Annotated in this window: 29 protein-coding genes; 9 read left to right on the plus strand and 20 right to left on the minus strand. The window is 63.3% G+C overall.

Annotated features, from left to right (window positions below; all coding sequences use genetic code 11):
* Nucleotides 1–6: 6 nt before the first annotated feature.
* The 9 genes from AU381_RS07590 to coxB form a co-directional block, all read right to left on the minus strand.
* Nucleotides 7–792, minus strand: a complete 786-nt coding sequence (locus AU381_RS07590; RefSeq protein ID WP_064241136.1) for an SURF1 family protein — start codon at nucleotides 790–792, stop codon at nucleotides 7–9.
* Entirely contained in the window at nucleotides 761–1,144 is a 384-nt protein-coding gene (locus tag AU381_RS07595; protein ID WP_064241137.1) for a DUF983 domain-containing protein, read from the minus strand. Before AU381_RS07595 ends, AU381_RS07590 begins: the two co-directional genes overlap by 32 nt.
* Complete coding sequence (locus AU381_RS07600) at nucleotides 1,141–1,638, minus strand: L,D-transpeptidase family protein (RefSeq protein WP_425288612.1); 498 nt, start codon at nucleotides 1,636–1,638, stop codon at nucleotides 1,141–1,143. The genes AU381_RS07595 and AU381_RS07600 overlap by 4 nt, the downstream gene beginning before the upstream one ends.
* Nucleotides 1,639–1,715: 77 nt before the next feature.
* Complete coding sequence (locus AU381_RS07605; RefSeq protein WP_064241139.1) at nucleotides 1,716–2,594, minus strand: cytochrome c oxidase subunit 3; 879 nt, start codon at nucleotides 2,592–2,594, stop codon at nucleotides 1,716–1,718.
* 62 nt (nucleotides 2,595–2,656) lie between these two features.
* Complete coding sequence (locus AU381_RS07610) at nucleotides 2,657–3,256, minus strand: cytochrome c oxidase assembly protein (protein ID WP_064241140.1); 600 nt, start codon at nucleotides 3,254–3,256, stop codon at nucleotides 2,657–2,659.
* An 11-nt stretch (nucleotides 3,257–3,267) separates the two neighbouring features.
* Nucleotides 3,268–3,408: a hypothetical protein gene (locus AU381_RS30250; RefSeq protein WP_082909704.1), complete on the minus strand. Its 141-nt coding sequence runs from the start codon at nucleotides 3,406–3,408 to the stop codon at nucleotides 3,268–3,270.
* A complete protein-coding gene (locus AU381_RS07615; protein ID WP_064241141.1) occupies nucleotides 3,408–4,364 on the minus strand; it encodes a heme o synthase in 957 nt (318 codons plus the stop codon). The genes AU381_RS30250 and AU381_RS07615 overlap by 1 nt, the downstream gene beginning before the upstream one ends.
* 98 nt (nucleotides 4,365–4,462) lie before the next feature.
* The gene (gene ctaD, locus AU381_RS07620; RefSeq protein ID WP_064241142.1) at nucleotides 4,463–6,154 is read right to left on the minus strand and encodes a cytochrome c oxidase subunit I; all 1,692 of its coding nucleotides are present in this window, start codon (nucleotides 6,152–6,154) and stop codon (nucleotides 4,463–4,465) included.
* A 20-nt stretch (nucleotides 6,155–6,174) separates the two neighbouring features.
* A complete protein-coding gene (gene coxB, locus AU381_RS07625) occupies nucleotides 6,175–7,059 on the minus strand; it encodes a cytochrome c oxidase subunit II (protein WP_064241143.1) in 885 nt (294 codons plus the stop codon).
* A gap of 377 nt (nucleotides 7,060–7,436) precedes the next feature.
* Between coxB and AU381_RS07630 the strand changes: the two genes are divergently transcribed.
* Entirely contained in the window at nucleotides 7,437–7,991 is a 555-nt protein-coding gene (locus AU381_RS07630) for an invasion associated locus B family protein (RefSeq protein WP_425288613.1), read from the plus strand.
* A gap of 193 nt (nucleotides 7,992–8,184) precedes the next feature.
* Here the strand turns inward: AU381_RS07630 and ribB are convergent, their stop codons facing one another.
* Both ribB and aroC read right to left on the minus strand, forming a co-directional pair.
* Nucleotides 8,185–9,285 (minus strand): 3,4-dihydroxy-2-butanone-4-phosphate synthase, encoded by a 1,101-nt coding sequence (ribB, locus tag AU381_RS07635; RefSeq protein WP_064241852.1) that lies wholly within the window; start codon nucleotides 9,283–9,285, stop codon nucleotides 8,185–8,187.
* Nucleotides 9,286–9,305: 20 nt separating this feature from the next.
* The gene (aroC, locus tag AU381_RS07640) at nucleotides 9,306–10,403 is read right to left on the minus strand and encodes a chorismate synthase (RefSeq protein WP_064241145.1); all 1,098 of its coding nucleotides are present in this window, start codon (nucleotides 10,401–10,403) and stop codon (nucleotides 9,306–9,308) included.
* Nucleotides 10,404–10,940: 537 nt separating this feature from the next.
* Here aroC and AU381_RS07650 point away from each other — a divergent pair.
* Nucleotides 10,941–11,201, plus strand: a complete 261-nt coding sequence (locus AU381_RS07650) for a DUF1344 domain-containing protein (RefSeq protein ID WP_064241147.1) — start codon at nucleotides 10,941–10,943, stop codon at nucleotides 11,199–11,201.
* A 50-nt stretch (nucleotides 11,202–11,251) separates the two neighbouring features.
* Here the strand turns inward: AU381_RS07650 and AU381_RS07655 are convergent, their stop codons facing one another.
* The 4 genes from AU381_RS07655 to AU381_RS07670 all read right to left on the minus strand — a co-directional run bounded on the left by AU381_RS07655 (nucleotide 11,252) and on the right by AU381_RS07670 (nucleotide 14,701).
* Nucleotides 11,252–11,836, minus strand: a complete 585-nt coding sequence (locus AU381_RS07655) for a histidine phosphatase family protein (protein WP_064241853.1) — start codon at nucleotides 11,834–11,836, stop codon at nucleotides 11,252–11,254.
* 132 nt (nucleotides 11,837–11,968) lie between these two features.
* A complete protein-coding gene (gene fabI, locus AU381_RS07660; RefSeq protein ID WP_064241148.1) occupies nucleotides 11,969–12,787 on the minus strand; it encodes an enoyl-ACP reductase FabI in 819 nt (272 codons plus the stop codon).
* Nucleotides 12,788–12,992: 205 nt separating this feature from the next.
* Nucleotides 12,993–14,039, minus strand: coding sequence for a DnaJ C-terminal domain-containing protein (locus AU381_RS07665; RefSeq protein ID WP_064241149.1), 1,047 nt, complete (start codon nucleotides 14,037–14,039; stop codon nucleotides 12,993–12,995).
* Nucleotides 14,040–14,248: 209 nt separating this feature from the next.
* On the minus strand, nucleotides 14,249–14,701 hold the full coding sequence (locus AU381_RS07670) for an RT0821/Lpp0805 family surface protein (RefSeq protein ID WP_064241150.1): 453 nt from the start codon (nucleotides 14,699–14,701) through the stop codon (nucleotides 14,249–14,251).
* Between the two features lie 138 nt (nucleotides 14,702–14,839).
* On the opposite strand from AU381_RS07670, the gene pdxH reads away from it, so the two are divergent.
* On the plus strand, nucleotides 14,840–15,460 hold the full coding sequence (gene pdxH / locus AU381_RS07675) for a pyridoxamine 5'-phosphate oxidase (RefSeq protein ID WP_064241151.1): 621 nt from the start codon (nucleotides 14,840–14,842) through the stop codon (nucleotides 15,458–15,460).
* A gap of 57 nt (nucleotides 15,461–15,517) precedes the next feature.
* Here the strand turns inward: pdxH and AU381_RS07680 are convergent, their stop codons facing one another.
* A complete protein-coding gene (locus tag AU381_RS07680) occupies nucleotides 15,518–16,630 on the minus strand; it encodes a polysaccharide deacetylase family protein (protein WP_064241152.1) in 1,113 nt (370 codons plus the stop codon).
* 243 nt (nucleotides 16,631–16,873) lie between these two features.
* Here AU381_RS07680 and AU381_RS07685 point away from each other — a divergent pair, with 243 nt between their 5' ends.
* Nucleotides 16,874–18,127, plus strand: a complete 1,254-nt coding sequence (locus tag AU381_RS07685; RefSeq protein WP_064241153.1) for a D-alanyl-D-alanine carboxypeptidase family protein — start codon at nucleotides 16,874–16,876, stop codon at nucleotides 18,125–18,127.
* Here AU381_RS07685 and AU381_RS07690 read toward each other — a convergent pair.
* The 3 genes from AU381_RS07690 to AU381_RS07700 all read right to left on the minus strand — a co-directional run bounded on the left by AU381_RS07690 (nucleotide 18,124) and on the right by AU381_RS07700 (nucleotide 21,335).
* Nucleotides 18,124–18,636 carry a GNAT family N-acetyltransferase gene (locus tag AU381_RS07690; RefSeq protein ID WP_064241154.1) on the minus strand — a complete coding sequence of 171 codons (513 nt, stop codon included), beginning with the start codon at nucleotides 18,634–18,636 and terminating at the stop codon, nucleotides 18,124–18,126. The genes AU381_RS07685 and AU381_RS07690 overlap by 4 nt on opposite strands.
* Before the next feature lie 10 nt (nucleotides 18,637–18,646).
* Entirely contained in the window at nucleotides 18,647–20,062 is a 1,416-nt protein-coding gene (gene tldD / locus AU381_RS07695; protein ID WP_064241155.1) for a metalloprotease TldD, read from the minus strand.
* 73 nt (nucleotides 20,063–20,135) lie between these two features.
* On the minus strand, nucleotides 20,136–21,335 hold the full coding sequence (locus tag AU381_RS07700) for a winged helix-turn-helix domain-containing protein (protein ID WP_064241156.1): 1,200 nt from the start codon (nucleotides 21,333–21,335) through the stop codon (nucleotides 20,136–20,138).
* 126 nt (nucleotides 21,336–21,461) lie between these two features.
* On the opposite strand from AU381_RS07700, the gene AU381_RS07705 reads away from it, so the two are divergent.
* From AU381_RS07705 to AU381_RS07725, 5 genes are read left to right on the plus strand one after another with little or no spacing between them, the layout of a single operon-like run.
* Nucleotides 21,462–22,142, plus strand: coding sequence for an energy-coupling factor ABC transporter ATP-binding protein (locus AU381_RS07705; RefSeq protein ID WP_064241157.1), 681 nt, complete (start codon nucleotides 21,462–21,464; stop codon nucleotides 22,140–22,142).
* Nucleotides 22,136–22,741 carry a CbiQ family ECF transporter T component gene (locus AU381_RS07710; RefSeq protein ID WP_082909705.1) on the plus strand — a complete coding sequence of 202 codons (606 nt, stop codon included), beginning with the start codon at nucleotides 22,136–22,138 and terminating at the stop codon, nucleotides 22,739–22,741. Before AU381_RS07705 ends, AU381_RS07710 begins: the two co-directional genes overlap by 7 nt.
* Before the next feature lie 32 nt (nucleotides 22,742–22,773).
* Nucleotides 22,774–23,337, plus strand: coding sequence for a biotin transporter BioY (locus AU381_RS07715; RefSeq protein WP_064241158.1), 564 nt, complete (start codon nucleotides 22,774–22,776; stop codon nucleotides 23,335–23,337).
* 4 nt (nucleotides 23,338–23,341) lie between these two features.
* Complete coding sequence (locus AU381_RS07720; RefSeq protein WP_064241159.1) at nucleotides 23,342–24,838, plus strand: class I adenylate-forming enzyme family protein; 1,497 nt, start codon at nucleotides 23,342–23,344, stop codon at nucleotides 24,836–24,838.
* Nucleotides 24,822–26,015, plus strand: coding sequence for a thiolase family protein (locus tag AU381_RS07725; protein WP_064241160.1), 1,194 nt, complete (start codon nucleotides 24,822–24,824; stop codon nucleotides 26,013–26,015). The genes AU381_RS07720 and AU381_RS07725 overlap by 17 nt, the downstream gene beginning before the upstream one ends.
* On the opposite strand, the gene AU381_RS07730 is transcribed toward AU381_RS07725, so the two are convergent.
* A complete protein-coding gene (locus AU381_RS07730; RefSeq protein WP_064241161.1) occupies nucleotides 26,003–26,404 on the minus strand; it encodes an acyl-CoA thioesterase in 402 nt (133 codons plus the stop codon). The genes AU381_RS07725 and AU381_RS07730 overlap by 13 nt on opposite strands.
* Between the last annotated feature and the right edge of the window lie 11 nt (nucleotides 26,405–26,415).

The raw sequence follows: 26,415 nt of genomic DNA on the forward strand, positions 1-26,415 counted from the left end.
CCCATGTCACCTTTCGGAAGTATCCCTGTGTCGCTGGCGATAAAGATATGCTCCGCTCACGACAAGGAGCGCCGCCGCGAGGCCGTACCAGGTGAGCGCATATTGGAGGTGGTTGTTCGGCAGGTCGAACTGCGTCACCCCGCCAATCGGCAGGCCGCCCGGATTTGCCGAAGCATCCGCATCGACGAAGAAGGGCAGGACGCGATCGGCGGCAAGGCCGGCCGCGCTGGCCATCGCGTCGAGATCCTTCCAATAGAAGATGTTTTTGGCGACATCGTTATCGGGCACCAGCGATGACGGCTTACCCGAAAGTCGCGGCCGCGCCAGGCCATCGACGGTCACGTTTCCAGTAACCTCGCCCTCGGGCCGCGTCGCGGCGTCCTTCTTCTCGAACGGCACGAAGCCGCGATTGATGAACAGGGCGCGGCCGTCCGCCAGCATCAGCGGCGTGAATACGTAATAGCCGGTACGCCCCTCATGCGTGGCAAAGAAGTGCCGCTCCTTGTCGTGATCGTAGACGCCAGACACGCGCGTGGTGCGATAGTCGACGTCCTCGCCAGCCGCAGTCATGGCCTCGATCTCCTCAACCGAGACCGGCGGCGCCGACCGCCGCTCGGCGATCGCCGCGATCAGCGCCTCCTTCCATTGCAGGCGCTCCACCTGCCATGTGCCGAGCGCGATGAGCACGATGAAGGCGATCGCGACAAGGACGAGACCGGCAATCGGTCCGAAGCGGCCGCGTGAAGTCGACTCATGCGCCTCAGCCACGATCAATTTCGCCCGAACGCGCATTGTTGCGATACTGCAGATTGATCAGCACGCCCTTCAACATCCTCGTCAGGACAAGGCTGAACACCGTCGCCAAGGGTATCCAGAGCAGGAAGTGCAGCCATAGCGGCGGATTGAGGTTGACCTCCATCCACAGCGCAGCCCCTACGACAATGAAGCCGACAATCAGAATGACGAAAACGACGGGGCCATCGCCGGCGTCGGCAAAGCGATAATCGAGTTCGCAACTCTCGCAGGCCGGCCGAACCTTCAGGAAACCATCGAAGACGCGGCCTTGGCCGCAGCGCGGGCAAAGTCCCTTGACCCCTGTCAGGATCGGGTCAACCGGCGGATATAGCGCCTTGTCATCATTCATGGATTGATCTCGATCGCCGTGTTGTTCGGGACCATGTCCCAGATTTCGTCCATCTCGGCATTGGTAACGGCAATGCAGCCGTCCGTCCAATCGAACATCTGCGTCAAAAAGGCCAGCCAGCCGAAATAATTGGGCTGTCCGTGGATCATAATCATGCCGCCGGGCTGCACGCCCTTGGCCGCCGCGGCCTCAACATCTTCGTGGGCCGGATAGGAGATGTGTATCGAGCGGTAGAAACTGCTCGCGTCGTTGCGCCAGTCCAGAACATAGCGCCCCTCCGGTGTCCGCCGATCGCCTTCCTGTACCTTGTCTCCCACCGGATCGCCGCCGAGCGCGACAGGAAACTCGCGCAGCAGCCGCTCGCCCTTGAACAGTTGCAGGACGCGACGCTCCTTGTAGACGACAACCTTGTCCGCCGTTTCGGCAGCCGCCATAGGAAACGGCGCGGCCAGGAAAAATGCTGCAGCAAGTAGCCACACACCCGCGTTCTTCATCGCCCAACCATCGCTCTCAAACGAAACAGGGCGGCCGCGTCGCCGCAGCCGCCCCTTATCATCGCACCGCGCCGGCATTAGCCGTGGGCGATCGGCGCTCCCCATCCCCCCCAGATGTAGATGGAGAAGAAGAGGAACAGCCAGACCACGTCAACGAAGTGCCAGTACCAGGCAGCCGCCTCGAAACCGAAATGATGCTGCTGGCTGAAGCCGCCTCCCAGCGCCCGGAACAGGCAGACCAGCAGGAAGATGGTGCCGACGAGAACGTGGAAACCGTGGAAGCCGGTCGCCATGAAGAAGGTGGCGCCATAGATCGAGTCGCGGAAGGCGAACGGGGCGTGCGCGTATTCGTAGCCCTGGACGAAGGAGAAGAGCACGCCGAGCAGCACGGTGAGCGTCAGACCGGAGACGAGGCCCTTGCGGTCGCCATGCAGCAGCGCGTGATGCGCCCAGGTAACCGTGGTGCCGGAAAGCAGCAGGATGACCGTGTTGTAGAGCGGCAGGTGCCACGGGTCGAGGACCTCGATGCCCTTCGGCGGCCAGACGCCGCCGGTATAGGCGGCGCGGGCGGCCTGGATGGGTTCGCCGGCAAACAGGCTGGCATCGAAGAACGCCCAGAACCAGGCGGCGAAGAACATGACCTCGGAGGCGATGAACATGATCATGCCGTAGCGCAGGTGCAGCGACACGACGCGGGTGTGATGACCCTCACGGCCTTCCTTGATCGTGTCCGACCACCAGCCGAACATCGTGTAGAGGATAATCGCAAGGCCAATCGCGAATATCCACGGATTGGCGAGTTCGAGGCCGAACAGCTTGAACGAGCCGCCGGCAGCGTAGCGCATGAGGCCGACGCCGCCGAAGGCCATGACGAAGGCGCCGATGGAGGCGAGCAACGGCCACGGGCTCGGATCGATGATGTGGTAGTCGTGATTCTTCTGATGCGCTCCGGCCATGTCAGTAATCCCCGATAGTCCTCTCTTGTCGCCCGCCCGGCATAGCCGAAACGGCGCTCCTTTCAAAGTCTGTTGTCAGTTTCCTCGTCCTTCACCGCGGCGACCGGCTTGGACGGCTCGCGCGGATAGAAGGTGTAGGATAGCGTCAGTGTCTTGATGTCCTTGGTCTCGACCGGCTTTACGATCTCCGGATCGACGAAGAAGACGACGGGCATCTCCATTTCCTCGCTCGGCTGCAGCGTCGTTTCGGTGAAGCAGAAGCACTGCACCTTGTTGAAATAGGCGCCCGCCGCCATCGGCGTCACATTGAACGTCGCCTGGCCGGTCGTCGGCTTCGACGAAAGGTTCTTCGCGCGGTACATCACCTGCACGGTCTCGCCGATCCTGACGTCGATGTCACGCTGGACCGGCCCGAAATCCCATGGCAGACCGGGCCCGACATTCGCATCGAAGGTCACCTTGATCTTCTCGTCGAGAATGACGTCGGACGCCTGCTCGACCCGCTGCGTCGTGCCGTTATAGCCCGTCACCCGGCAGAACATGTCGTAGAGCGGAACGGCCGCATAGGCCATGCCGGCCATGCCTGCCGCGAAGGCAAGGCAGGCACCGACGATGGCGCCGTTGGCGCGTTGGTTCCGGGGCGTTTGCGGGGTTTTCGTCATGCGCCGTACCTTCAGTGGGCCATGCCGCCGCCGAACTTGATCAGCGTGACGACATAGAACAGCGCGACAAGTCCGGCGAGCACCAGGCCGAGCGCGATGTTGCGGCCGCGGCGCGACTTCTTCTGGGCTTCGCTGAGTTTGACGGTTTCCATCAGATGACACCTCCGGCGTTGAGCCAGACATGGGCGATCACGTGGTCCATGAGCAGCGCCGAGAAGATCGCGAAGAGATAGGCGATCGAAAAGGCGAAGAGCTTCTTGGCCGGCAGCATCCGCTTGTCGGCGTCTGGCATGCGCAACACGGCGAGCGAATACCAGATGAAGCCCAAGCCAAGGGCGGTCGCGAAGGCTCCATATCCAATGCTCGCAAAGCCGAGCAGCGTGGGACAGATGCCGCTCAGCGCCGTCAGCAGCGCATACACGACGATCTGGCGCTTGGTGGTCGCCTCGCCGCAGACGTTCGGCATCATCGGTACGCCGACGGCACCGTAGTCGCCCATCTTGAAAAGCGCCAGCGCCCAGAAATGGGCCGGCGTCCAGAGGAAGATGATGAGGAAGAGCACTATGCTCTCGACCGACACGCCACCGGTCACGCAGGCCCAGCCGATCATCGGCGGGAACGCTCCGGCGGCGCCGCCGATGACGATGTTCTGCGGCGTCGAGCGCTTCAGCCACATCGTGTAGATGACCACGTAGAAGAAGATCGTGAAGGCGAGCAACCCGGCTGCGAGCCAGTTTACGGCGAGTCCGAGGATGATCACGGAAAAGGCCGACAAGGTGAGCCCGAAGGCAAGCGCTTCCTGCGGCAGGATCTTGCCGGCGGGAATGGGACGCTTGGCGGTTCGGCTCATCACCGCATCGATGTCGGCGTCATACCACATGTTCAGCGCACCGGAGGCGCCGGCGCCGATGGCGATGCAGAGAATGGCGATGAAGCCGATGAAGGGATTGATGGAACCGGGCGCGAGGACGAGCCCGGCAAAGGCCGTGAAGACGACCAGAGACATGACGCGCGGTTTCAGGAGCTCGAAGTAATCGCGCGCAGAGGCTTCGGACAGGCGCGGGGCGCCTTCCATGCCGACTGCCTCGTGATTGTCTATGAGCGTCATGTCTCTTTCCTGAACTTGCTGCGGCCGGATAAGCCGCATCATGCCGGAAGGCCGGCGGGGAGAAGCCGCCGTGACCGGCGGCTTCTGTTCGTTGTCCGTCACTTGATCCGCGGGAGCTGTTCCCACTGGTGGAACGGCGGCGGCGAGGACAGCTGCCATTCGAGCGTATTGGCGCCCTCACCCCACGGATTGTCGCCTGCAACGCGCTTCTTCGCGAAGGCCTCGGCGACGCCGTAGAGGAAGATCAGCACGCCGGCGGCGGCGATGTAGGAGCCGTAGGACGATACCATGTTCCAGCCGGCAAAGGCATCCGGATAGTCGATGTAGCGGCGCGGCATGCCGGCGAGACCCAGGAAGTGCTGCGGGAAGAAGATGAGGTTCACGCCGACGAACATCACCCAGAAATGCAGCTTGCCGAGGAACTCGGAGTACATGTAGCCGCTCATCTTCGGGAACCAGTAATACCAGGCCGCGAAGATCGCGAAGACGGCGCCGAGCGACAGCACGTAGTGGAAGTGGGCGACCACGTAGTAGGTGTCGTGCAGGGCGCGGTCGAGGCCGGCATTGGCGAGCTGGACGCCCGTGACGCCGCCGACGGTGAAGAGGAAGATGAAACCGATCGCCCAGACCATCGGAGTGGTGAAGCGGATCGAGCCGCCCCACATCGTCGCGATCCAGGAGAAGATCTTCACGCCCGTCGGAACCGCGATGACCATCGTCGCGAAGACGAAGTAACGCTGCGTCTCGAGCGACATGCCGACCGTGTACATGTGGTGCGCCCACACGATGAAGCCGACCGCGCCGATCGCGACCATGGCATAGGCCATGCCGAGATAGCCGAAGATCGGCTTGCGCGAGAAGGTCGAGATGATGTGGCTGACGATGCCGAAGCCCGGCAGGATCAGGATGTACACTTCCGGGTGACCGAAGAACCAGAACAGGTGCTGGAACAGGATCGGGTCACCGCCGCCTTCGGGCGCGAAGAACGTCGTGCCGAAATTGCGGTCGGTCAAAAGCATGGTGATGGCGCCAGCCAGGACGGGCAGCGACAGCAGCAGAAGGAAGGCGGTGATCAGTACGGACCAGGCAAAGAGCGGCATCTTGTGCAGCGTCATGCCCGGGGCGCGCATGTTGAGGATCGTCGTGATGAAGTTGATCGCGCCAAGGATCGACGAGGCGCCGGCGATATGCAGGCCGAGGATCGCCAGATCCATTGCCGGCCCCGGCATGCCGGAGGTCGAGAACGGCGGATAGATCGTCCAGCCGCCGCCGGCCCCATAGGCACCCGCCGGGCCTTCGACGAACATCGAAAGCAGCACGAGCAGGAAGGCCGGCACGATCAGCCAGAAGGAGATGTTGTTCATGCGCGGGAAGGCCATGTCCGGTGCGCCGATCATGATCGGCACCATCCAGTTGGCGAAGCCGCCGATCAGCGCCGGCATGACCATGAAGAAGATCATGATCAGCGCGTGGGCGGTGGTGAAGACGTTGAACATGTGCTTGCCGCCGTCGATGGCAGCATCGCCCTCGAAGCCGTAGACCATCTGCGCCAGACCGTGGAAGATCTGGATGCCCGGCTCCTGCAGTTCGGCGCGCATGAAGACCGACAGCGTACCGCCGATGAGGCCGGCGATGATCGCGAAGATCAGGTAGAGCGTGCCGATGTCCTTGTGGTTGGTCGACAGGAACCAGCGCTGAAAAAAGGTCAGCGGCTTGTGGGCGTGGTCGGCATCATGGGCATGATCGGAATGATCATGACGGTGATCGTGGTGAACGGCTGTTCCAGCCATGGGTCGAGCTCCCCTTCCGATTACTGTGCGGCGTTTGCGGCGACGTCAACGGTCTTGGCCGCGCCGTCGATGGACGCCATGAGCGCCTTGTTCGCTTCGCCGAGATTGGTTGCGGCGGCAGCGAGCCAGGCGTCGTATTTCTCCTGCGACACCACGCGGACGGCGATCGGCATATAGGCGTGATCCTTGCCGCAGAGCTCGGAACACTGGCCATAGTAGAGGCCTTCGCGGTCCGCCTTGAACCAGGTTTCATTGAGGCGGCCCGGAACGGCGTCGATCTTCACGCCGAAGGCCGGCATGGCGAAGGCATGAATGACGTCGGCGGCCGTGACCAGGAGACGGACGGTCTTGCCGGCCGGCACGACGACTTCGTTGTCGACGGCGAGCAGGCGCGGATAAGCGGCCTTGTCTTCCTTGCCGGCGCTGGCGCGATCCTCGTCCTTCAGGAGGAGGCTATCGAAGGCCAGCGGATTTTCGCCGACTTCATATTCGTACGACCAGTACCACTGGTTGCCGGTCGCCTTGACCGTCAGGTCCGGATTCTGCGGCGGCGTGAGCTGCGCGTTCAGAAGCTTGAAGGAGGGAATGGCCAGGAACAGCAGGATGATGACCGGACCGACGGTCCAGATGACCTCGATCGCGGTATTGTGGCTGGTGCGGGAGGGAACGGGATTGGCGCGCTCGCGGAACTTCACGACGACGACGATCAGCAGCAGGAGGACCAGGAGCGTGATCGGAATGATGAACCACAGGGTATATTGTTCAAACCACGTGATTTCTTCCATGATGCCCGTCGCGGCCGGCTGAAAGCTCGTCTGCCAGTCGACAGGCTTGTCAGCAAAGGCGCTCGAAGCAAAAAGCAGACAGGCAAGCGCTGCCAGAACTGCATAGGCCTTGTTTTTCACAATTACGTCTCCCCAATGCGCTTGATCAGGATCAAACCCGGAACGCAGAATCCCTGCGATACTGGAAGCGCTTCAAACCACAGTTTGACCAGCGCCGCAACATCTGTGCAATGAACCTCGTGCGGCATTTTTGCACAAAGCCAGGTTTTCAGGCCGTCCCCGTCGCACCGCTTCGGAGATTGTGTTATCGCTGCGTTCCGCGCCCGGCTTACGCGCGGCCACTCGAGCACTCGTCGACAATCGGCCAGGCGGCTGCGGCAGAAAAGTCCGGCGCGTCCAGGTATGGCGCGAGAGAGGGCCCAATTTCGGCCATATGCCGCTGGAATGTAAGAGGCAGGGCTTTTCATTTATCTCTGTGCGCTTCAAGAATAGCCCGAATGATTCGACGTTTTGAGGTTTACATGGGCCTGTCCCTCTTCTCCCGGCTGCCCGCTTTGATCGCGCTCGGAATTGCCGCCTTCGTCTTCCCCGCCGCAAGCATGGCCCAGCAATCCGCCGCGACGCCGGGGACGGTCAAGTCGAACCACGGCGCCTGGTCCATCGTCTGCGATCAGCCGGCCGGCGCCTCGGCGGAACAATGCGCGCTGATGCAGAACGTCATCGCCGAGGACCGGCCCGAGGTCGGGCTCTCGGTCGTCGTTCTCAAGACCGCCGACCGCAAGGCGAAGATCCTTCGCGTTCTGGCCCCGCTCGGCGTGCTTCTGCCCAACGGCCTCGGCCTCAATGTCGACGGCAAGGATATCGGCCGCGCCTATTTCGTCCGCTGTTTCTCCGACGGCTGTTATGCCGAGGTCGTGCTCGAGGACGAGCTTCTGAAAACACTGCGCGCCGGCGCGACGGCAACCTTCATCGTCTTCCAGTCGCCGGAGGAAGGGATCGGCATTCCGGTCGAACTCAAGGGCTTCGGCGAGGGCTACGACGCGCTTCCATGAATTCGCAAATCACCGTCGAAATAAGGAAGCCGCGCTCTTTTTGATGCGCGGCTTCATTATGAGCTCAAACGTGCGCGTGCGCGTGCGCGCTAAAGCGCGTCGCGTTCAAACGGTTTCACGCGACGCGCTGCAGGTCTTTGTTTTATGGATGCCGTTGTCCCAAAAAGCGCTGCACATTTTCGGGCGACGTGCATTAGAGGATCTCGGTCGCGGCAATCTTGATGCCGAAGCCTTCGAGACCGACATAGTGGCGCTCGCGAGTCGAGAGCAGGCGGATGGAGGTGATGCCGAGATCCTTGAGGATCTGGGCGCCAAGACCGATTTCGAGCCATTCGCTTTCGCGCGCCTGCGCTTCCGAATGGGCCTCGCGATCGTGCTTGCCCTTGCGAGCGGTCTGTGAGACGCCGACGCCGACCGAGCCCTCGCGCAGATAGACGATGACGCCCCTGCCCTCTCCGGCGATGCGCTTCATGATCTCGTCGACCTGGCGGTCGTTGCCGAAGACGTCTGCGCCGACATTTTCGAGGTGAAGGCGGACGGGAATATCGACGCCGTCGCGGATGTCGCCGAAAACGACGGCAAGGTGCTGCATCGGATCCCACGGCAGCGAATAGGTGTGGCCCTTCGCCTTGCCGTAGGGTGTCTCGATCTCGAAGCTATGGGCCTTTTCGATCAAGGTCTCCTTGCGCTGGCGGTAAGCGATGAGATCCGCAACGGAGACCTGTTTCAGGCCATGCGTCTCGGCGAACGCCTCCACCTGCGGACCGCGCGTCACCGTACCGTCGTCGTTGACGAGTTCGCAGATGACGCCGATCGGCGGCAGGCTCGCGAGTTTGCAAAGATCGACGGCCGCCTCGGTATGACCGGAGCGCATCAGCACGCCGCCTTCGCGCGCCACCAGCGGAAAGATATGCCCGGGCCGCACGAAATCCGTCGCTCCCACATTCGGATTGGCAAGGTTTCTCACCGTCAAGGTGCGGTCGTCCGCGGAGATGCCGGTGGTCGTGCCGTGCTTGAAGTCCACCGAAACCGTGAAAGCGGTGGTGTGAGCGGAATCGTTCTCGGCGACCATCGCATTCAGGTTGAGGCGTTTCGCCTCGTCGCGCGGCATCGGCGCGCAGACGATGCCTGAGGTGTGCCTGACGATGAAGGCCATCTTCTCGGGCGTGCAATGCACCGCCGCGACGATCAGGTCGCCTTCGTTCTCGCGGCCGCCGTCATCCGTGACGACGACGATCTCGCCGGCCTCGAAGGCGCGAATGGCCTCGACGACACGCTTCTGGTCATAGGACATCTTCATTCATCTCCAGCAAATTACTTCAGCCGTCCGGTCTGTCCGCGGTCGCGCAGGAAATGATCGGCGATCGTGCAGGCAAGCATGGCCTCGCCGATCGGCACGGCCCTGATCCCGACGCAGGGATCGTGGCGGCCCTTGGTGCGGACGTCGACCTCGTTGCCGTCGCTGTCGATCGAGCGGCGCTCTGTCAGAATGGAAGAGGTCGGCTTGATCGCGAAGCGAGCGACGATCGGCTGGCCGGTGGCGATGCCGCCCAGTATCCCGCCGGCATGGTTGGACAGGAAGACAGGCTCGCCATCCGAGCCGATGCGCATCTCGTCGGCGTTCTCCTCGCCGCTGATCTCGGCCGCGGCAAAGCCATTGCCGATCTCGACCCCCTTGACGGCGTTGATCGACATCAGGTTCGAAGCGATGTCCTGGTCGAGCTTGGCGTAGATCGGCGCACCGATGCCGGCGGGCACCCCTTCGGCTACGACCTCGACGACGGCGCCGACCGACGAGCCGGCCTTGCGGATGCCGTCGAGATATTCCTCCCAGACAGGAACGATTGCCGGATCCGGCGCAAAGAACGGATTGTTGTTGACTTCGGCCCAGTCCCAATTGGCTCGATTGATACGGTGCTTGCCGATCTGGACGAGCGCGCCGCGCACGACGAGGCCCGGCACGACTTGTCGGGCGATACCGCCGGCCGCGACGCGGGCAGCCGTCTCGCGTGCCGAGGATCGGCCGCCGCCGCGATAGTCGCGAATGCCGTATTTCACGTCATAGGTAAAATCTGCATGGCCCGGTCGATAGCGCTTGGCAATCTCAGAATAGTCTTTCGAGCGCTGGTCGGTGTTCTCGATCATCATCGAGATCGGCGTGCCGGTGGAGATCATCGTCTCGCCGTCCTCATCGAGCATCACGCCCGACAGAACCTTCACGAGGTCATCTTCGCGACGCTGGGTCACGAAGCGCGACTGGCCGGGCTTGCGCTTGTCGAGCCAAGCCTGGATTTCGGCGAGCGTGAATCGAATGCCGGGCGGGCACCCGTCGACGACGCAGCCGAGCGCCGGTCCGTGGCTCTCGCCCCAGGTGGTAACGCGGAAGAGATGACCGAAGGTATTGTGCGACATGACGGCTACCGTGCTCAGGACCCGAGAGAGATCGGACCGGCCGATCCAATCCCTTGGGATCGATTCTAAATCGAGAGAGAGCAGAACGCGAACCACTTCGCATTCGTCATCCTGCCTCCGACGTCGCGCGAAAAGCGCGCGCCCTCTCTTAGTGTAAAGCGCTCATTGGGGAAAGGGCCTCCGCCATCGAGGGGAGACTTGCGGCAAGCCGGCCCGATATTCGACCCTGAGTCGCTTGGGTGACGATCTCGAATAGCAGCGCCTCCGACTGCCGCCGGAGTTTCGCCGACAGGCCTTCGTGATCTTTCTTTGGAAAACCCCGCGACACCGCCTCCGGAACGGCGCGCAGCACCTGCATTCCGGATCGGGCGACTTGAAATCCACGTGGGTCGCGTCCACTCTCCCTTCCGCCGAAACACGTTCGGAACCAGCAGCTTAAAAACCTAAAAAACCATGGCGAAAAGAACTTTTGCCACAATCGGGGATCAAAGGGTGATGACAACAAAATTCGCAGAATCATGGAAGAGGGCAAGAAAGATGCGATTTGTCATTGCTACCCTTATGGCTACCGCAAGCTTGCTTTCGCCGCTCTCGGTCCACGCCGAAAGCGCCGACGTCGAAGCCGTGATCACCAATATCGACACCGATCAACTGAGCCTCTCCTTGGACGACGGCAAGAGCTACCAGGCGCCCGAGGAGTTCAACTTCGAGGGGCTGAAGGCCGGCGTCAAGGTTCTGGTGTTCTACACTGAAGTCGACGGCAAGCGCGTCATCAACGATCTGGAGATCGTTCAGTAGGAGCCGTCCGCTCGGATCGGCCAGACTGATAGTTCGCCCTTTCGATGGGCTTAAAGCCAGCTGATCGAACCATCGACGATTTTCAGCAGCCGGTCCTGCGGGATCGCTGCTGCCGCCGCCTCGTCCGGCTCCATCTCTCCGAGCAGCTTGAACAGGGTGCGAATTACCCCGCCGTGGCTGACGCAGACGGTGGGCTTCCTCACGTCCTTCAGCCAGGCGCCGACGCGCCAGGACAGGATTTCATAGCTTTCCGCCTCCGCTCCGGGTGGAATGAAATCCCACTTCGCCACCCGCCTTGCGGCGATGCGCTCCGGCACGCGGCGTTTCAATTCCGTGAGCGTGAAACCCTCCCAGGCGCCGAAGGAGACCTCCTTCAGCCGCTCGTCGGTGCGATAGATGAACGGCTCGAGCCCCATGGCCCGCCTGAGGCGCTCCATGGTTTCGCGCGTTCGACCGAGCGGACTGCTGACGAAATCGAAGCCGGCCGCATCGCGACCGAGGATCTCTGCGAGGGCCGCGCCGTTGCCGGTCGCCTGCTGGCGGCCGGTTTCATTGAGGGGAATGTCCTTCTGACCCTGAAGACGGCTCTCAGCGTTCCAGTCCGTCTGGCCGTGGCGAACCATGTAGATGAGCACAGTGTTCACTCCGGATACAGTCCAGTGCGCACGTCCGATCAGGCGCGCAAAGGCCACTTTCCACCTTCGGCCGCCGCATAACCTTAGATCGAATTCGATCCAAGGAATCAAGCGGTTGCAGGCAAGAAGCGATCAGTCCTTCAGTACGGAAATGTCCGGGGCGTCGACCGCCTTCATGCCGACAGTGTGATAACCGGAATCGACATGGTGCACCTCACCGGTGACGCCAGTCGACAGGTTCGACAGGAGATAGAGCGCCGAATTGCCGACCTCCTCGATCGAAACGGTGCGCTTTAGCGGCGCGTTGTACTCGTTCCACTTGAGGATGTAGCGGAAGTCGCCGATGCCGGAGGCGGCAAGCGTCTTGATCGGGCCGGCCGAGATGGCATTGACGCGGATACCGCGGTTGCCGAGATCGACGGCGAGATAACGCACGCTTGCTTCGAGCGCCGCCTTGGCGACGCCCATGACGTTGTAGTGCGGCATCACCTTCTCGGCGCCGTAATAGGTGAGCGTCAGCATCGAGCCGCCATCATTCATGATGCGCTCGGCACGCGCCGCAACGGCCGTGAAGGAGTAGACGGAAATATCCATCGTGCGGGCGAAGTTGTCGCGGCTCGTATCGAGGTAGCGGCCAGTCAACTCGTCCTTGTCGGAGAAGGCGATCGCGTGCACGACAAAATCGATCTTGCCCCATTTCTCCTCGAGCGCCGCGAAAACGGCGTCGATCGTGGAAAGGTCGGTCACATCGCAATGGCCGGCCATTACGGCGCCGAGTTCCTGCGCCAACGGCTCGACACGCTTCTTCAACGCATCGCCCTGCCACGTCAGTGCGATCTCAGCGCCGGCTTCAGACAAAGCCTTGGCGATGCCCCACGCAATCGAGCGATTGTTTGCGACGCCCATGATGACGCCGCGCTTGCCATTCATCAGACCCGATGCCTGAGCCATGGAATGTCCCCAATACTGTCTGCCTGGACCGACCGGCGCCGATGCCAGAATTCCCGAATGTCGATGGCGCCGCACCATGCCACCAAAGATGGGTGCGGCAAAATGTCGAGAATTGCCTATGGCATAGCCGCCTGAGCGGTTCAAGCGCGGCGCGGATCAGGAACTGTTAGTCCCCGTAATATTGGTTCAGCTTGTCATTGAACCGTTACAAATAGAGGCCGTCGCGCTGCGACCGCATCAGGTCGGTGACCTTGTCGTCCGGCTTTTCATGCAGCACCAGACGCAACTCGACGAGGAGGTCGCCGCTTTCGCCATCGGCTCCCTTCAACCCCTTGCCTGGAACTCGGATGGCCTTGTCGGATCCCGACCACGCGGGGACGGTCACCTTCACCGCGCCGTGCGGTGTTTCGATCCTGGTCTCGCAGCCGAGGACCGCATTCTGGAGGTCAAGCGGCAGGGTGGTCACGAGGTCGAGGCCCCGGGTGCGGAACGGACCGTCCTGGCCAACACGCAAGGTCGCGACGACATCGCCACGAGTCATGCCGGCGACCCGATATCCCTGCTCCTTCAGGCGAATGACCTGTCCGTCGGTCGCGCCGGGCGGGATTACCACCTTCACCGTTTCGCCGTCCGGAAGCTCCACCGCGACGCGCGCCCGGTTCATCACCTCGTCGATGCTGACGGGCAGATCGACAACAAAGTCCGGCACCTTCTCCGCCGATTTGGTGATACGGTCGCGAATGCGCCGGACGATTGCCGCGACCAGTTCCGTGCCGGGCGCTGCGGCTCGTCGGACCGGCACCTCCGCTTTCGCAGGGTCCTGTTTCGCCTCGACCGTCGGTTCCGGCTTTGCTTCGGCTGCCGGGCCGGTCTTCTCGGTGGAGCGCGGCGCCGCAGCCTTGCTGGCGGAAGCTGCGGGCTGCGGATCGACGCCGAAGATGCGCGAAACCGCCTCCTCGGCGCTCTCGGCGCCAACCGGTTCCTCGGCTGCCTCGGGGCCGCGCATCTTCTCCTTCATTGCTTCCATTCGCCGCAGTTCCGCATCGCGCCGCGCGTGGTCGTAGCGGCTCCTGCGCGCCGGATCCCGCAGGAGTTCGTAGGCCCTGCCGGCCTCGGCAAAGCGTTCCGTCGCCAGAGGATCGTCCCGATTGTGGTCCGGATGGATCGCCTTCGCGACGGACCGCCAGGCGGCCTTGATTTCCTCCTGCCCGGCATTGCGACGTACGCCGAGGATTGCATAGGGATCGCGCATGGCTTGTCACCACAGTCTTTGAAAGGTCGCCTTCGCGGCGGCTCGTCTTACGCACTACGACAGCAGCCGATGATGGGCCGCTCTTATCGAGGGCGATGATCCGGGGAAGTTGCTAAATATCGGTTAGCTGGCCGGTCGCGCCGCTGGCGGATCCCGGCGGTTCAAGCCGGCGGTCCGTACCTTTGCGGGAATGTGGTTAACCGGGGATTTCAGCCCTGCGGGCCGAAGCTCGTCAGATACCACTCGCCATTGTCGAGCTGGCAGGTCCTGCCGTCGAATTTGGCTATGCCTTCGAAGGAGTGGCGCGTCGTGGTGAAACGGCGGCAAAGCACGCCGGACGCGCGGTCCTCCTCGATACTGCTGATGACGCCGGCGCTGCCTGACGACGCATTCGCCCACGGAATGGCGTCGCTGCGCTCGGTGATATCGGCGGAGGAAACGGCATTGCGCACAGCGACCGCGTCGGAGAGGCCGTCCGATGTCTTGGCGACCGGCACTGTCCCGGTCGCGACCGAGCGATCGACGCTCGAGCTTCCGAACAGATCGAGACCGCCGCCCATGCAGCCTGGAAGCGCGACGACAGCCAGGAATAGAGCCGCGCTGCGCAGCAACGCAAAGGAAAAACCCTTCTTGCCATCGATCCACTTTGCTATGTCTTGCACGGCAATCCTGTCAGACTCGCCAGAGCCGAGCGCAGCCCGGGGAAGCGCTGGCAGGCTCTGGCAATTTTCGTTGCGGAAACAAAAATCGGGCTCATCCCGACGCGTTCCCGCGCCAGACACACGGCATAGGACGGCAATATGACCGCGAATGAGTTAACAACCGGTGACTTCACGGACGCAGACGAGCCCTTTTCCCTCTTTGGCACATGGCTGAAGGACGCCGAGAAGGGCGAGGTGAATGACCCCAACGCGGTCGCCCTTGCGACCGTCGATCCCGATGGGCTGCCCAATGTACGCATGGTCCTGCTCAAGGAATTCGACGAACGCGGCTTTGTCTTTTACACGAATTTCGAGAGTCAGAAAGGCCATGAAATCCTGGCAACCCGCAAGGCGGCGATGTGTTTCCACTGGAAGTCGCTGCGCCGTCAGGTGCGCCTGCGCGGGCCGGTTGAAATCGTCTCCGACGAAGAGGCGGACGAATATTTCAGGAGCAGGCCGCGCGGCAGCCGTATCGGCGCCTGGGCTTCGAAGCAGTCGCGTCCGCTTGAAAGCCGCTTTGCCCTGGAGAAAGCAGTTGCCGAATTCACCGCGCGTCACGCAATCGGCGAGATTCCGCGCCCGGAATACTGGTCCGGTTTTCGCGTCCGGCCGACCTCGATCGAGTTCTGGCACGATCGTCCGTTCCGGCTGCATGATCGCATCGAATTCCGGCGACCCGTCCCTGAAGGCGGTTGGCTGAAGGTGCGGATGTACCCCTGAAGGACGGAGCAACGAGGCTATCGCCCGCCTACAGCGCCGCGCGTCCAATCGGACGCGCTAAGGTCGCTGCAGCACTTTGAACGGCTGCATGATTCTGTTCTTGAATCGCTTCCGGCTTAAGGGGTCATGCAGTGGCCGGAACGGTATGCCGGAGGCCAGAGCAGAGACATGGCGCTCGCTCTGGAAATGGCCGTTCAGCGATATCCGAGGCAGGGCGTGAAGATTGACGCCGGATGAGAGCGTGCCCGGTTCTGTCGTGACCGCAACGGCAAAACCGAGATCAGCGGCCAGCCGATGATCACGGGTCGAAGCCGTCGGCCGGTAACCATAGGGATAGGCGATGGTCAGCGGCGGCCTGCCGGTGATCGCCTCGACGCGTGCGGCGGATGAGGCGATTTCCCGGCGGGCCTCGTCGTCATTGAGCCGCGCCAGCGCCCGATGGCTGACCGTGTGCGCACCAAGGCTAGCGAGCGGGCTCGCGATCAAGGCGCGAAGACCGCTTTCGTCGAGCGTCAGTTGCTCGGTGATGGCGAACGGGTCGATGCCAAGCTCGTACGCGGCACGGTTCAGCGCCGCCACGGCGCCCGCCTCGTCGGCGCCATGGATGTAGGCGGCGATGCGGTCGAAAGCCGCCTGCCTCTGCGCGGGCGTGCCGCTCGGAACCAACACCGCGCCATCGCCGAAGTCGAATCGGAACTCGCGGCAGGCGGACAGCAGATCGGCAAGCGTTTCCCACCACAGCGTATGGGTGCGATCGACAAAGCCCGCCGTGACGAAGATGGTGAATGGGACGCCGTGCCTTTCGAATACGGGCAGCGCCCATTCGAGATTGTTGCGGTAGCCATCGTCGAGGGTGAAGCAGGCGAAGGGCCGATCGTCAGCCGAGGCGAGCCGTTCCGGCAACTCTTCGAGAGCAACGAAACGGTAGCCGTCGCGCTTCAATGTCAGGATCGCCTTATCGAGAAACGCCGGCGTGATTTCCAGATGCGCGTTGGGATCGAAGTCCCGATGGTCGCTGGGGCGGACATGATGCAGGGTAAAGACGGCGCCACGGCCGCGCGCCTTCCCCATCAGCCCTGCACGCGCGATGAGGTGGGCGGCCTCGAGCCCACCGGCAATCGCGGCCCGCCTCAAATGGCCGCCGACCATCTTGGCGAGCGAGTGTTTCATCCTTCTCCGCTGTCCCGCGCTGGATTGCGAGACGCGATACACCCGCCCCGCCGCAATTGCCGAAGCTTTATGCCACCTCTGTTAAACCTTGCTGAATCGGCCTCCGCTTTCTTCGAAAGTCGGGGCAAGCCTTAAAAAAGGGCTGCCTTTATCGATTTTCAGCCGTAATGTTACGACAAATCCATGGCTGTCACGGCCTGATACATTTCGCGCGCCAGGAACTACGCGGTTCAAGGGGGAATCATGAAGAACTTGCAATTCGCCTTGGCGGCGATCGTGGCATTCGTCGCCGCCACCGCGTCGGCTTTCGCTGGCAGCGCCTCTCTCGTTATGGACGCCCGGAGCGGCCGGATTCTCTCGGCCGAGAACGCCGACGAGCTGAACTTTCCCGCCTCGTTGACGAAGATGATGACGCTTTACCTGACCTTCGAAGCGTTGCATCGGGGCGAGATCAACTGGCAAACCCGGGTGCCGATGTCGAAGGAAGCGGCGCGCAAGCCTCCGACCAAGCTTGGCCTCAAGCCTGGCGACGCCATCACCGTCGAGGAAGCCGTCTACGGCATGATCGTCCATTCCGCCAATGATGCCGCCGCGGCAATGGCCGAAAAGCTCGGCGGCTCCGAAGCCGCCTTTGCGCAGATGATGACGGCGAAGGCGCGCCGGCTCGGGATGATGCGCACCGTCTTCGTCAACGCATCAGGCCTGCCTGCAGGCCAGCAGGTGACGACGGCGCGCGACATGGCGAGGCTCGGCGTAGCGCTGATCAGGGACTTTCCGCGGGAGTATCGGCTCTTCTCGGCGCAGAGCTTCAATTTCCGCGGCCGTGCGATCCGCGGCCACAACAAGCTGATGTATCGCTATGACGGCATGGACGGCATTAAGACCGGCTATACGAACGCCTCCGGCTTCAATCTCGTCAGCGCCGTCAGGGACGGCAACCGCCGCATCATCGGCGTCGTACTCGGCGGGCGGACGGCAAAAAGCCGCGACAACAAGATGGCGGCGCTGCTCGATCAGCATCTGGGCAGGCCAGCCCAGCCGGGCAGCGGATCGGCGATGGCGGCGGCAAAGCCGCTCGACACGGTCGAGGTCGCGACCTTGCCCGGCGTGTCGCTCTATGCCGAACCCAATCGCGCAAGGAAGAACGCAAGCGCCGCTCTCATGGCCGCATCGACGCCTGCCGTTGTTCCGTCCGACCGGCCAACCGCCATTGAGGAGGTCGCGAGCACCGAGCCGAAGGCAGACGCCTACTGGCAGATCCAGATTTCGACTTCACCCACGGCAGAAGCCGCGCGCAGGATTCTCGTCGAAGCACAATCGGCTGGCGGTGCGGCCCTGCTCGGCGCATCGCCCCATACGGAAGTGGACGGCAGCGGCTCCGCGAAACGCTATCGCGCTCGCTTCATCGGCTTCGCCAGCCGGGAGGCGGCCACCTCGGCCTGCACCATCCTCAAGAAGCGGTCCTACGACTGCCGGTTGCTGCCCGGCCGCAGTTAGCCTGCGGCCAACCGGCGAACGTAGAATTTCGTATCGACGCCCATAAGCGGAAAGCTCGCCGGCAGGTCTTCTCTGGCGATTTCGACGAAGCCGTTCTTTTCGTAGAACCGGTGGGCAGCGAGAAACAAGTCGGTCGTCCCGAGGTAGATCGCGTTTATCTTGCGCCGTTCGGCATGGGCGAGGAGTAAACCGAGCAAGCGGGTGGCTACGCCGTGTTCTCGGCCACGAAAGTCGGACGCGACGAACATCTTGCGCAAGGCCGCCTCGGCGCCTCCGATATCCTTCAGGGCAAGCGTGCCGACGATCCGTTCGCCAACGGCCGCAACCCAGAAGTCACCGTCACCCGTCTGATAGAAATCGGGGATCGCCCGGAGGTCCGGCTGATCCTCGGCGGTGATGGCGATGCCGAACTCTTCCCGTTGGATCGGGAGGATGACGTCGATGACGCCTTGCTCGTCGGCAGCCGAAAAACGCCGGATTTCCAGAGTATCTCCCGACAGTCCCGCCATATCGCCTTGCCTATACCTGCGTCCCGCCGACTGTGACCTGGTCCATCCTGAGATGCGGTTGGCCGACGCCGACCGGCACCCATTGGCCGCCCTTGCCACAATTTCCGATGCCGGTGTCGAGCTTCATGTCGTTGCCGACCATCGTCACCCGCTTCATCGCATCCGGTCCATTGCCGATCAGCATGGCGCCTTTGACCGGCGCCCCGACCTTGCCGTTCTCGATCAGATAGGCCTCGGTGCAACCGAACACGAACTTGCCCGAGGTGATATCCACCTGGCCGCCGCCGAAGGAAACAGCGTAGATGCCCCTCTTCACCGAGGCGATGATTTCATCGGGCGTGCGGTCGCCGGCGAGCATGTAGGTGTTGGTCATGCGCGGCATGGGCACATGGGCATAGCCCTGACGGCGTCCGTTGCCTGTCGGCTTCATGCCCATCAGCCGCGCGTTCTGCCGGTCCTGCATATAGCCGACGAGCTTGCCGTCCTCGATCAGCACGTTGTAGCCAGAAGGCGTGCCCTCGTCGTCGATCGAGATCGAGCCGCGTCGCGCCTCGATCGTCCCGTCATCGACGACGGTGACGCCCTTGGCAGCCACCTGCTCGCCGAGGAGCCCCGCGAAGGCGGAGGTTTTCTTGCGGTTGAAGTCGCCTTCCAGCCCGTGGCCGACCGCTTCGTGCAGCATCACCCCCGGCCAGCCGGAGGCGAGCACAACGTCCATCGTTCCGGCGGGCGCATCGATCGCCTCGAGATTGACGAGCGCCTGCCGCAACGCCTCGTCGGCACCGCGCTTCCAGTTCTCTTCCGTGATGAAGTCGCCGAAGCCGCGCCGGCCGCCGATGCCGAAAGTACCCGATTCCTGCCGATCGCCCTCGCCGACGACGACCGAGATATTGATGCGCGTCATCGGCCGCACGTCATGAACCCGGTGTCCATCGCCCCTCAGAATATCCACCACCTGCCAGCTTGCAGCGACCGTCGCCGTCACCTGCCTGACCTTGGGGTCCTTGGCGCGCAGATAAGCGTCGATTTCCTGAAGCAGCGTCACCTTGGTCTCGAAACTCGGCTCGCCGATCGGGTTTTCATCGCCATAGAGCTTCTTGTTGGTGCGCTGCGGGGCAGCCGCATAGGAGCCGGAATAACCGCGGGTCACCTGCCCTACCGCGTCCGCCGCCCTCTTCAGGGCGGCAAGCGACAGTTCCCCGGCATGAGCGTACCCGACCGCTTCGCCGGCGACTGCGCGCAGGCCGAAGCCCTGATCGGTATTGAAGCTGCCGCCCTTCAGGCGGCCGTTGTCGAAGGAGAGCACTTCCGCCTGGGCATGCTCAAGGAAGAGTTCGCCGTCGTCGGCGCCGGCCAGCGTCTCGGAGAGAACCTTGCGGACCGTCGCCTCGTCCGCATCGAAGAGGCTTATGAGGTTGGTGTCCATCGTTCTGCTCCGCGTCGTCGAGGGTTCTTCGCTCCATTTAGGAAGCCCTGCGTCGCAAGCCAAGAAAAATCGATCAGGAAAGGGCGGCGTTCCAGCCGTCGAGCAGATTGACCTGCCCGACGCCGGCGAAGCGGGCGATCCGATCGAGTTCGGCCATCACCTTGTCGATGCGGCCCGATGACGGCTTGACGCCCTGTTCGAGCCAGAGCCGCCGAACCTCCAAGCTGCCGCGCTTGCGATCCGCCTTCATGTCGATCCGGCCGATCAGCCGGTCGCCTTCGAGAAGCGGAAAGACATAATAGCCATATTCGCGCTTCGCCTCCGGGACGAAGACTTCGATGCGGTAGAAGAAGCCGAAAAGGCGTTCGGTCCGGTTCCGGTCGCGCAGCAACGGATCGAAGGGGCTCAGCACGCGAATGCGGGGGGGCGGATCGGGAACATCGCCGAGGTTGTCCGGAAAGCCCGCAAACGCATAGGACGGTCGCGGCTTGCCGCCATTGGCGGGTTCGATGGCGATCTCGGAAAGCTCGTCGCGATGCCCGGAGACCCAGGCCTTGGCTTCCTCCGGCGAGACGAGATCCCAAAAGGCAGCGATCTCCCCGTGCGTTGCAAAGCCGAGGCGTTCAAGCGCGCTGCGGCAGGCCCAATCAATGAATTCCGGGTGGCTCACATCACCCTCGTAGTGATGGGCCGGAATAACGCGTTCGGTGAGATCATAAACCTTCTGGAAATTGACGCGGCGGGCGATCGCCAGCCTGCCCTGCCGCCAGAGCACCTCGAGGGCTGTCTTCGACGGGTGCCAGTTCCACCAGCCACCGGATTCGTGATGATCTTCCTTCAGGTCGCGCGCCATCACCGCTCCGCCGCTGGCGATCCGCTCGTAGGTTTCGTCGCAGCCTGCATCGAATCCCTCGCCGCGCCATTTGCGCCAGCGCTCGGAGAGCGTTTCGCTCTCCCATTTGAAGCGATGCTTCCAGTAGACGAAGAAGGCGCTCGGAATGATCGAGGCGTCGTGGGTCCAGTGCTCGAAGAGCTCGCCATCGTCCTCCAGCAACTCGCTCAAGTGCTCGCGGCGATAGGTCTGGTTGCGCGAAAACAGGATCTGATGATGGGCGCGCTCGACGGTCGCGATGCTGTCGACCTGTACGAAGCCGATGTCGTGGATCAGCCGCAGCAGGCCATCCTTGCCGAGGGCGCGATGCGGCGCGGCGGAAAGGCCCTGCTTGGCAAGGAAGATGCGTCGGGCATCGCGATTGGAGAGGCGAATCGTCATGGGGAGGAGAATAGGCTTTTATTCCCAATTTTCAAATGCGCCTCCAGCCGAGCCAGCGAAGCTGCATTGCCCTTGCCGATCGAGTTGCCCTATAGAGCCACACACGATAACTCATGAGGATCAAGATTGGACATTCGCTTCACCGATTGCTCTGTCCGGTTCGGCGAACGGGTTGCGCTTCACCCCCTGACGCTTGCCCTCGACGAACGGCGCATCGGGATTATCGGCCTCAACGGCTCCGGCAAGACGACCTTCGCGCGACTGATCAACGGACTTGTCAAACCGACCGCGGGACGCGTTTCGGTCAACGGGTTCGACACGGTGAAGGACGATCGCGCCGTGCTCGCCGAAGCAGGTTTCATCTTCCAGAATCCTCAACACCAACTGATCATGCCGATCGTTGCGGACGACATCGCATTTGGGCTCAAGAATCGCGGGCTGCCGGCTTATGAGATCTCCTCGCGAACGGATGCGGCGCTGGCACGTTTCGGCGTGACGCACCTGGCGAGACGTCGGGTGCATGAGCTTTCCGGCGGGGAAACGCAGCTTGTCGCAATGGCCAGCGTGGTCGTCACCGGCCCGAGAATCCTGATCCTCGACGAGCCGACCAATCAGCTCGACCTGCGCAACCGCCGCATGGTCGCGGCGACGATCGATGCCCTCGACGAGGATACGATCGTCATCACCCACGACCTGGGGCTGGTCGAAAGGGTCGAACGCCTCCTGCTCTTCCACGAGGGCCGCCTTGTCGCCGACGGGAGCCCCGGCGAAACAATCCGGCGCTATCACGAGGTGGCCGGATGCTGACGAGTCTTTATGTGGAAGGACAGAGCTGGTTCCACCGGGTGCCGGTGCGGCTGAAGCTCATTGCTCTGCTTTCCTTGAGCCTAGCGCTTTTTGCGACGAACGCGCCGTTTCTGCTGCTGCCTGCCTTTCTCCTCTGCGGTGGGCTCTACCTCTCGCTGGGCATGACCCCGCGCCAGGCCCTTTCGCGGGTCGGCTTCGTCCTGTTGACAATCCTGGTTCTCGCGGCAGTCAATCTCTTCCTGGTTCCGTTGCCGCAGGTCGCCGCTCTCGTCCTGCGCCTGACGGCCCTCGTGCTCTTTGCCGCCGCCGTCACGGCGACGACGACGATCGGCGCCTTCATGGACGAAATCACCATTCTCCTGAGGCCGCTGGAGCGCCTCGGGCTCCTGCGGGCGGCCGATGTCAGCCTGGCGCTCGGCCTCGTGCTGCGCTTCGTCCCGGATATCTTCGAACGCTATCAGGCAATCAGCGAGGCGCACCGCGCACGAGGTCTGCCGATCCGTCCGCTGACGATCATCGGGCCGCTGATCATCCTGACGCTGAAAGATGCGGACACGATCGCGGCGGCCATTGACGCGCGCGGATTTCGCCGCCAATGAATTCGCGCTTTCTAATAAAAGGGTAGGACCACATGAACACCAGAGACCTCGTCCTCATCGCGCTCTTCGCCGCGATCGTCGTCGTGCTCGGCCTGATCCCGCCGATCACGCTCGGCTTCATCCCCGTTCCGATCACGGCGCAGTCGATGGGCGTCATGCTGGCGGGCTGCATCATCGGCGCGAAACGCGGCGCACTCGCGTTCCTGCTGTTCATCCTGCTGGTCGCCATCGGCCTGCCGGTGCTGTCCGGCGGTCGCGGCGGACTGGCAGTCTTCGCCGGCCCCTCCGGCGGCTTCATTCTCGGATGGGCCGTCGCCGCCTTCGTCACCGGCATTGTTGCCGAGCGCTTCGTAAACCAGGGGAATTCGGAGGGGCGTCAGTTCGTCGGCTTCTTCCTCGCCTCAGTGGTCGGCGGGATCGTCGTTCTTTACGCAATCGGCGTTCCGTGGCTTTCGGCGGTCACGGGCACGCCGCTTGCCGCGGCTGCGACCGGCTCGCTGGTGTTCATTCCGGGCGATCTCCTCAAGGCAGCGATCGCCACGCTTGCCGCCCGCGCCGTCTACGCCGGTTATCCGCTGCTGCCGGCCCGCGCCTGAGGCGATGCCGCTTGCGAGCGCCATAACGCAGCATGCGGGAGAGCGCCCGCATTCCACGGCCTTCCGCATGGAGGGCCGGGGTTTCACATTCGGTGAGCTTGCAGCGGATGCGTGCCGCATTCTCCACGCGATCGAACGATCGGCCACGCTCGCAACGGAGCAAAGCGTCCTTTCCGGCCGCGTGCGGCTGATTGCGCTTGAAACCGGCAATCACCCGCTCTTTGCAGCGGCCATTATCGCCGCGACGTCAGGCGGCAATTGCGCCGCGCTCATCGATCCGCACCTGCCTGAACAAACGCGCCAGCGGATGAAGGAAAAGCTGCGGCCGGAGATCGTCATCCGCGCGGACGGCGATCTTTTGTATCTGGACGTACCCTCGACAGGACAAACGCGGTCGCTCGATGCCTTCGACGGTTCATCCCCGATCCGCGCCGGCGATGCGGCGGAACCCTTTCTCGTCGTCTTCACCTCCGGCACGACCGGCGAACCGAAGGCGATCATCCGCGACCGCCGGTCCTGGCGCCGCAGCCTCGAAATTGGTCAGGATTTCTTCGGCATCGGACCGGGAACGACGACCTTTGCGCCCGGACCCTTGGCACATGGCCTTACGCTTTACGCCCTTGCCGAGAGCCTTGTGGCCGGAGCCGAATTCATCGGCGCCTGTCATTTCGAGCCGCGCCAGGCACTGGAGATCATTGGCGGCGCCAGAGTGAAACGGCTGGTGCTGGTGCCGACAATGCTGCGGCGGCTTTGCGAACAGGCGGAAGGCGCTGCATTGACGTCCGTCGAAAAGGTCACCGTCGCCGGCGCCAAGCTCACGCCGACGGACCGGAGCGCTGCGGCTCGCGCCTTCCCCGCGGCGGAAGTGATCGAATATTACGGCGCATCGGAACTCGGCTTCATCACCGTCGCCGGCGCGGACGACCATCACGCCCCGACTGCCGTGGGCAAGGCATTCCCGGGCGTCCGGCTGGCCATCCTCGACGATCATGGGAACAGCCAGCCGCCGGGGGAAACCGGAACGATTTTCGTCGAAAGCGCGCTGATATCGGCCGGCTACGTCGCGAACGACGACGGCGTCGGCTTCCGCCGCCATGGAACGCTCGCCACCGTCGGCGACCTCGGATTTCTCGACGAGGACGGCACCCTGCATCTCATCGGCCGCGCCGGCGGCATGGTGCTCTCCGGCGGCAACAACATCTATCCCTCGGAGGTCGAGACAGCGATCGTGGCGGCGCCCGGGGTCAGGGCGGTGCTGGTTTTTGATCTCGACCATCCGGATCTCGGCAGCGAGCTCGTCGCGGTCCTCCAGCGGAACGATGATATGTTCGCACGCGAGGCGCTGGAGCGTCATCTTGCTGCCGTCCTGCCGCGCTACAAACATCCGCGAAAGGTCTGGATCTGTCGGGAGATGCCGATGACCGCGTCCGGCAAGGTCGCGGCCGGACAACTGCGACAGTGGATCGCGGAGGAGAACGGTGCCCTTGAACGCCTCTTCTGATCCCGCTCGCACACCGGTCGTCATTCAGGCGCTGCGCACCCCGATCGGCCGCGTCAACGGCAGCCTCGCCACGGTCGAGCCGGAAAGCCTCGCCGCCCTGCTGATCGACAGGATCGTCACGGACACCGGTATCGACCGGAACGACATCGATGACGTGCTTCTCGGCAACGCCGCAAACAGCGCCGGCAACCTCGCGCGTCTCGCCGCTCTCGAAGCCGGCCTCCCCGTTTCCATTCCCGGCGTGACCATCGACCGCCAATGCGGCTCCGGGCTCGAAGCGATCGTTCTTGCGGCACGGCAGATCCAGGCCGGTGCCGGGCGATACTTTGTCGCCGGCGGCACCGAAAGCGCCAGCCGCGCCCATATCCGGCTTCGCCCGCCGCTGGCGCGTGGCGAGGAACTCCAGCCGGTGAAGCGCGCCCGGATGGCACCCGATTTCATCGGCGATCCGGATATGGGTGTTGCGGCGGAGAACGTCGCCATGGCCTGCGGCATCTCGCGCGAGCGCCAGGACGAGTTTGCGCTCGAAAGTCATCGCCGTGCCGTGGCGGCGGAGACGGCGGGCCGCTTTGCCCGCGAGATCGTGCCGGTGGAGACGCCGGCCGGTCTTGTCGCCAGTGACGAGTGCCCGCGCCCCAACGCCTCGGCCGAGACACTCGCCCGCCTGAAGCCGGTCTTCGTCAAGGACGGCACCGTCACCGCCGGCAATGCCTGCCCGATCAATGACGGTGCGGCAATCGTACTGGTCACGTCGCTCGCCGAGGCGCGCCGGCTCGGCGAGCCCTTTGCCCTCGAATTCGTCGATGCGGCGACGGCGGGGGTCGATCCCAACCTGCTCGGCCTCGGCCCGGTGCCGGCAATGGCGAGGCTTCGCGCCCGCAATACGGCGCTCGACGTCGACAAGGTCGACTTCATCGAATTCAACGAGGCCTTCGCCTCACAGGTTCTCGGAAGCCTCGATCCGCTCGGCATTTCGCCGGAGCGCGTCAATCGCGACGGCGGCGCCATTGCGCTCGGCCATCCCTACGGAGCTTCCGGGGCCATTCTCGTCGTCAGGCTGTTTTCGCAGATGCTCGCCGCAGCGACGGATAGCGAGGGTCTGGCGATGATGGGCGTCGGCGGCGGCATGGGCGTGGTCGCCCATTTCCGCTCCCTCAGGCTCGATCATGCGGTGTAGCCGGCGAGCCAGTCGCGCGTCGCGGCGGGTAGCGGCACCGGCTGGTGGCGGGAAGGATCGACGGCGACCCAGACGATTTCGACCTCTGCCGCCAGGTGGGCGCCGGCCTCGACGCGCACGGCGAAGCTTACCGAGCTGCCGCCGATCTTTGCTACGGATACGGTGAAGCGGGCCGGCTCGTCGAAGCGCAAGCCGCGATGGAAGAGGCAGGCCGAGCGGCGCACCAGATAGGCCGGCTCGTTCTTGACCGGCGGGCGATGCCGCCACAGATTGGCGAGTGCTGCCTCGGCATGCGCGTAGTAGGCCGCATTGTGCATGTGGCCGTGCATGTCTATATCGCGAAACGGAATACGGATTTCCGTGACATTTTCCCGCTCTGTGCCGTCCATGCGAGGCCCCT

The sequence above is a fragment of the Sinorhizobium glycinis genome (assembly GCF_001651865.1).
GTDB lineage: Bacteria > Pseudomonadota > Alphaproteobacteria > Rhizobiales > Rhizobiaceae > Sinorhizobium > Sinorhizobium glycinis.

Bases quoted from the DNA above. Each gene is read 5' to 3' on its own strand.
- AU381_RS07590 (WP_064241136.1), bottom strand. From the start codon at position 792: ATGCGCGTTCGGGCGAAATTGATCGTGGCTGAGGCGCATGAGTCGACT.
- AU381_RS07595 (WP_064241137.1), bottom strand. From the start codon at position 1,144: ATGAATGATGACAAGGCGCTATATCCGCCGGTTGACCCGATCCTGACA.
- AU381_RS07600 (WP_425288612.1), bottom strand. From the start codon at position 1,638: ATGAAGAACGCGGGTGTGTGGCTACTTGCTGCAGCATTTTTCCTGGCC.
- AU381_RS07605 (WP_064241139.1), bottom strand. From the start codon at position 2,594: ATGGCCGGAGCGCATCAGAAGAATCACGACTACCACATCATCGATCCG.
- AU381_RS07610 (WP_064241140.1), bottom strand. From the start codon at position 3,256: ATGACGAAAACCCCGCAAACGCCCCGGAACCAACGCGCCAACGGCGCC.
- AU381_RS30250 (WP_082909704.1), bottom strand. From the start codon at position 3,408: ATGGAAACCGTCAAACTCAGCGAAGCCCAGAAGAAGTCGCGCCGCGGC.
- AU381_RS07615 (WP_064241141.1), bottom strand. From the start codon at position 4,364: ATGACGCTCATAGACAATCACGAGGCAGTCGGCATGGAAGGCGCCCCG.
- ctaD (WP_064241142.1), bottom strand. From the start codon at position 6,154: ATGGCTGGAACAGCCGTTCACCACGATCACCGTCATGATCATTCCGAT.
- AU381_RS07630 (WP_425288613.1), top strand. From the start codon at position 7,437: ATGATTCGACGTTTTGAGGTTTACATGGGCCTGTCCCTCTTCTCCCGG.
- ribB (WP_064241852.1), bottom strand. From the start codon at position 9,285: ATGTCCTATGACCAGAAGCGTGTCGTCGAGGCCATTCGCGCCTTCGAG.
- aroC (WP_064241145.1), bottom strand. From the start codon at position 10,403: ATGTCGCACAATACCTTCGGTCATCTCTTCCGCGTTACCACCTGGGGC.
- AU381_RS07650 (WP_064241147.1), top strand. From the start codon at position 10,941: ATGCGATTTGTCATTGCTACCCTTATGGCTACCGCAAGCTTGCTTTCG.
- fabI (WP_064241148.1), bottom strand. From the start codon at position 12,787: ATGGCTCAGGCATCGGGTCTGATGAATGGCAAGCGCGGCGTCATCATG.
- AU381_RS07665 (WP_064241149.1), bottom strand. From the start codon at position 14,039: ATGCGCGATCCCTATGCAATCCTCGGCGTACGTCGCAATGCCGGGCAG.
- pdxH (WP_064241151.1), top strand. From the start codon at position 14,840: ATGACCGCGAATGAGTTAACAACCGGTGACTTCACGGACGCAGACGAG.
- AU381_RS07680 (WP_064241152.1), bottom strand. From the start codon at position 16,630: ATGAAACACTCGCTCGCCAAGATGGTCGGCGGCCATTTGAGGCGGGCC.
- AU381_RS07685 (WP_064241153.1), top strand. From the start codon at position 16,874: ATGAAGAACTTGCAATTCGCCTTGGCGGCGATCGTGGCATTCGTCGCC.
- AU381_RS07690 (WP_064241154.1), bottom strand. From the start codon at position 18,636: ATGGCGGGACTGTCGGGAGATACTCTGGAAATCCGGCGTTTTTCGGCT.
- tldD (WP_064241155.1), bottom strand. From the start codon at position 20,062: ATGGACACCAACCTCATAAGCCTCTTCGATGCGGACGAGGCGACGGTC.
- AU381_RS07700 (WP_064241156.1), bottom strand. From the start codon at position 21,335: ATGACGATTCGCCTCTCCAATCGCGATGCCCGACGCATCTTCCTTGCC.
- AU381_RS07710 (WP_082909705.1), top strand. From the start codon at position 22,136: ATGCTGACGAGTCTTTATGTGGAAGGACAGAGCTGGTTCCACCGGGTG.
- AU381_RS07715 (WP_064241158.1), top strand. From the start codon at position 22,774: ATGAACACCAGAGACCTCGTCCTCATCGCGCTCTTCGCCGCGATCGTC.
- AU381_RS07720 (WP_064241159.1), top strand. From the start codon at position 23,342: ATGCCGCTTGCGAGCGCCATAACGCAGCATGCGGGAGAGCGCCCGCAT.
- AU381_RS07730 (WP_064241161.1), bottom strand. From the start codon at position 26,404: ATGGACGGCACAGAGCGGGAAAATGTCACGGAAATCCGTATTCCGTTT.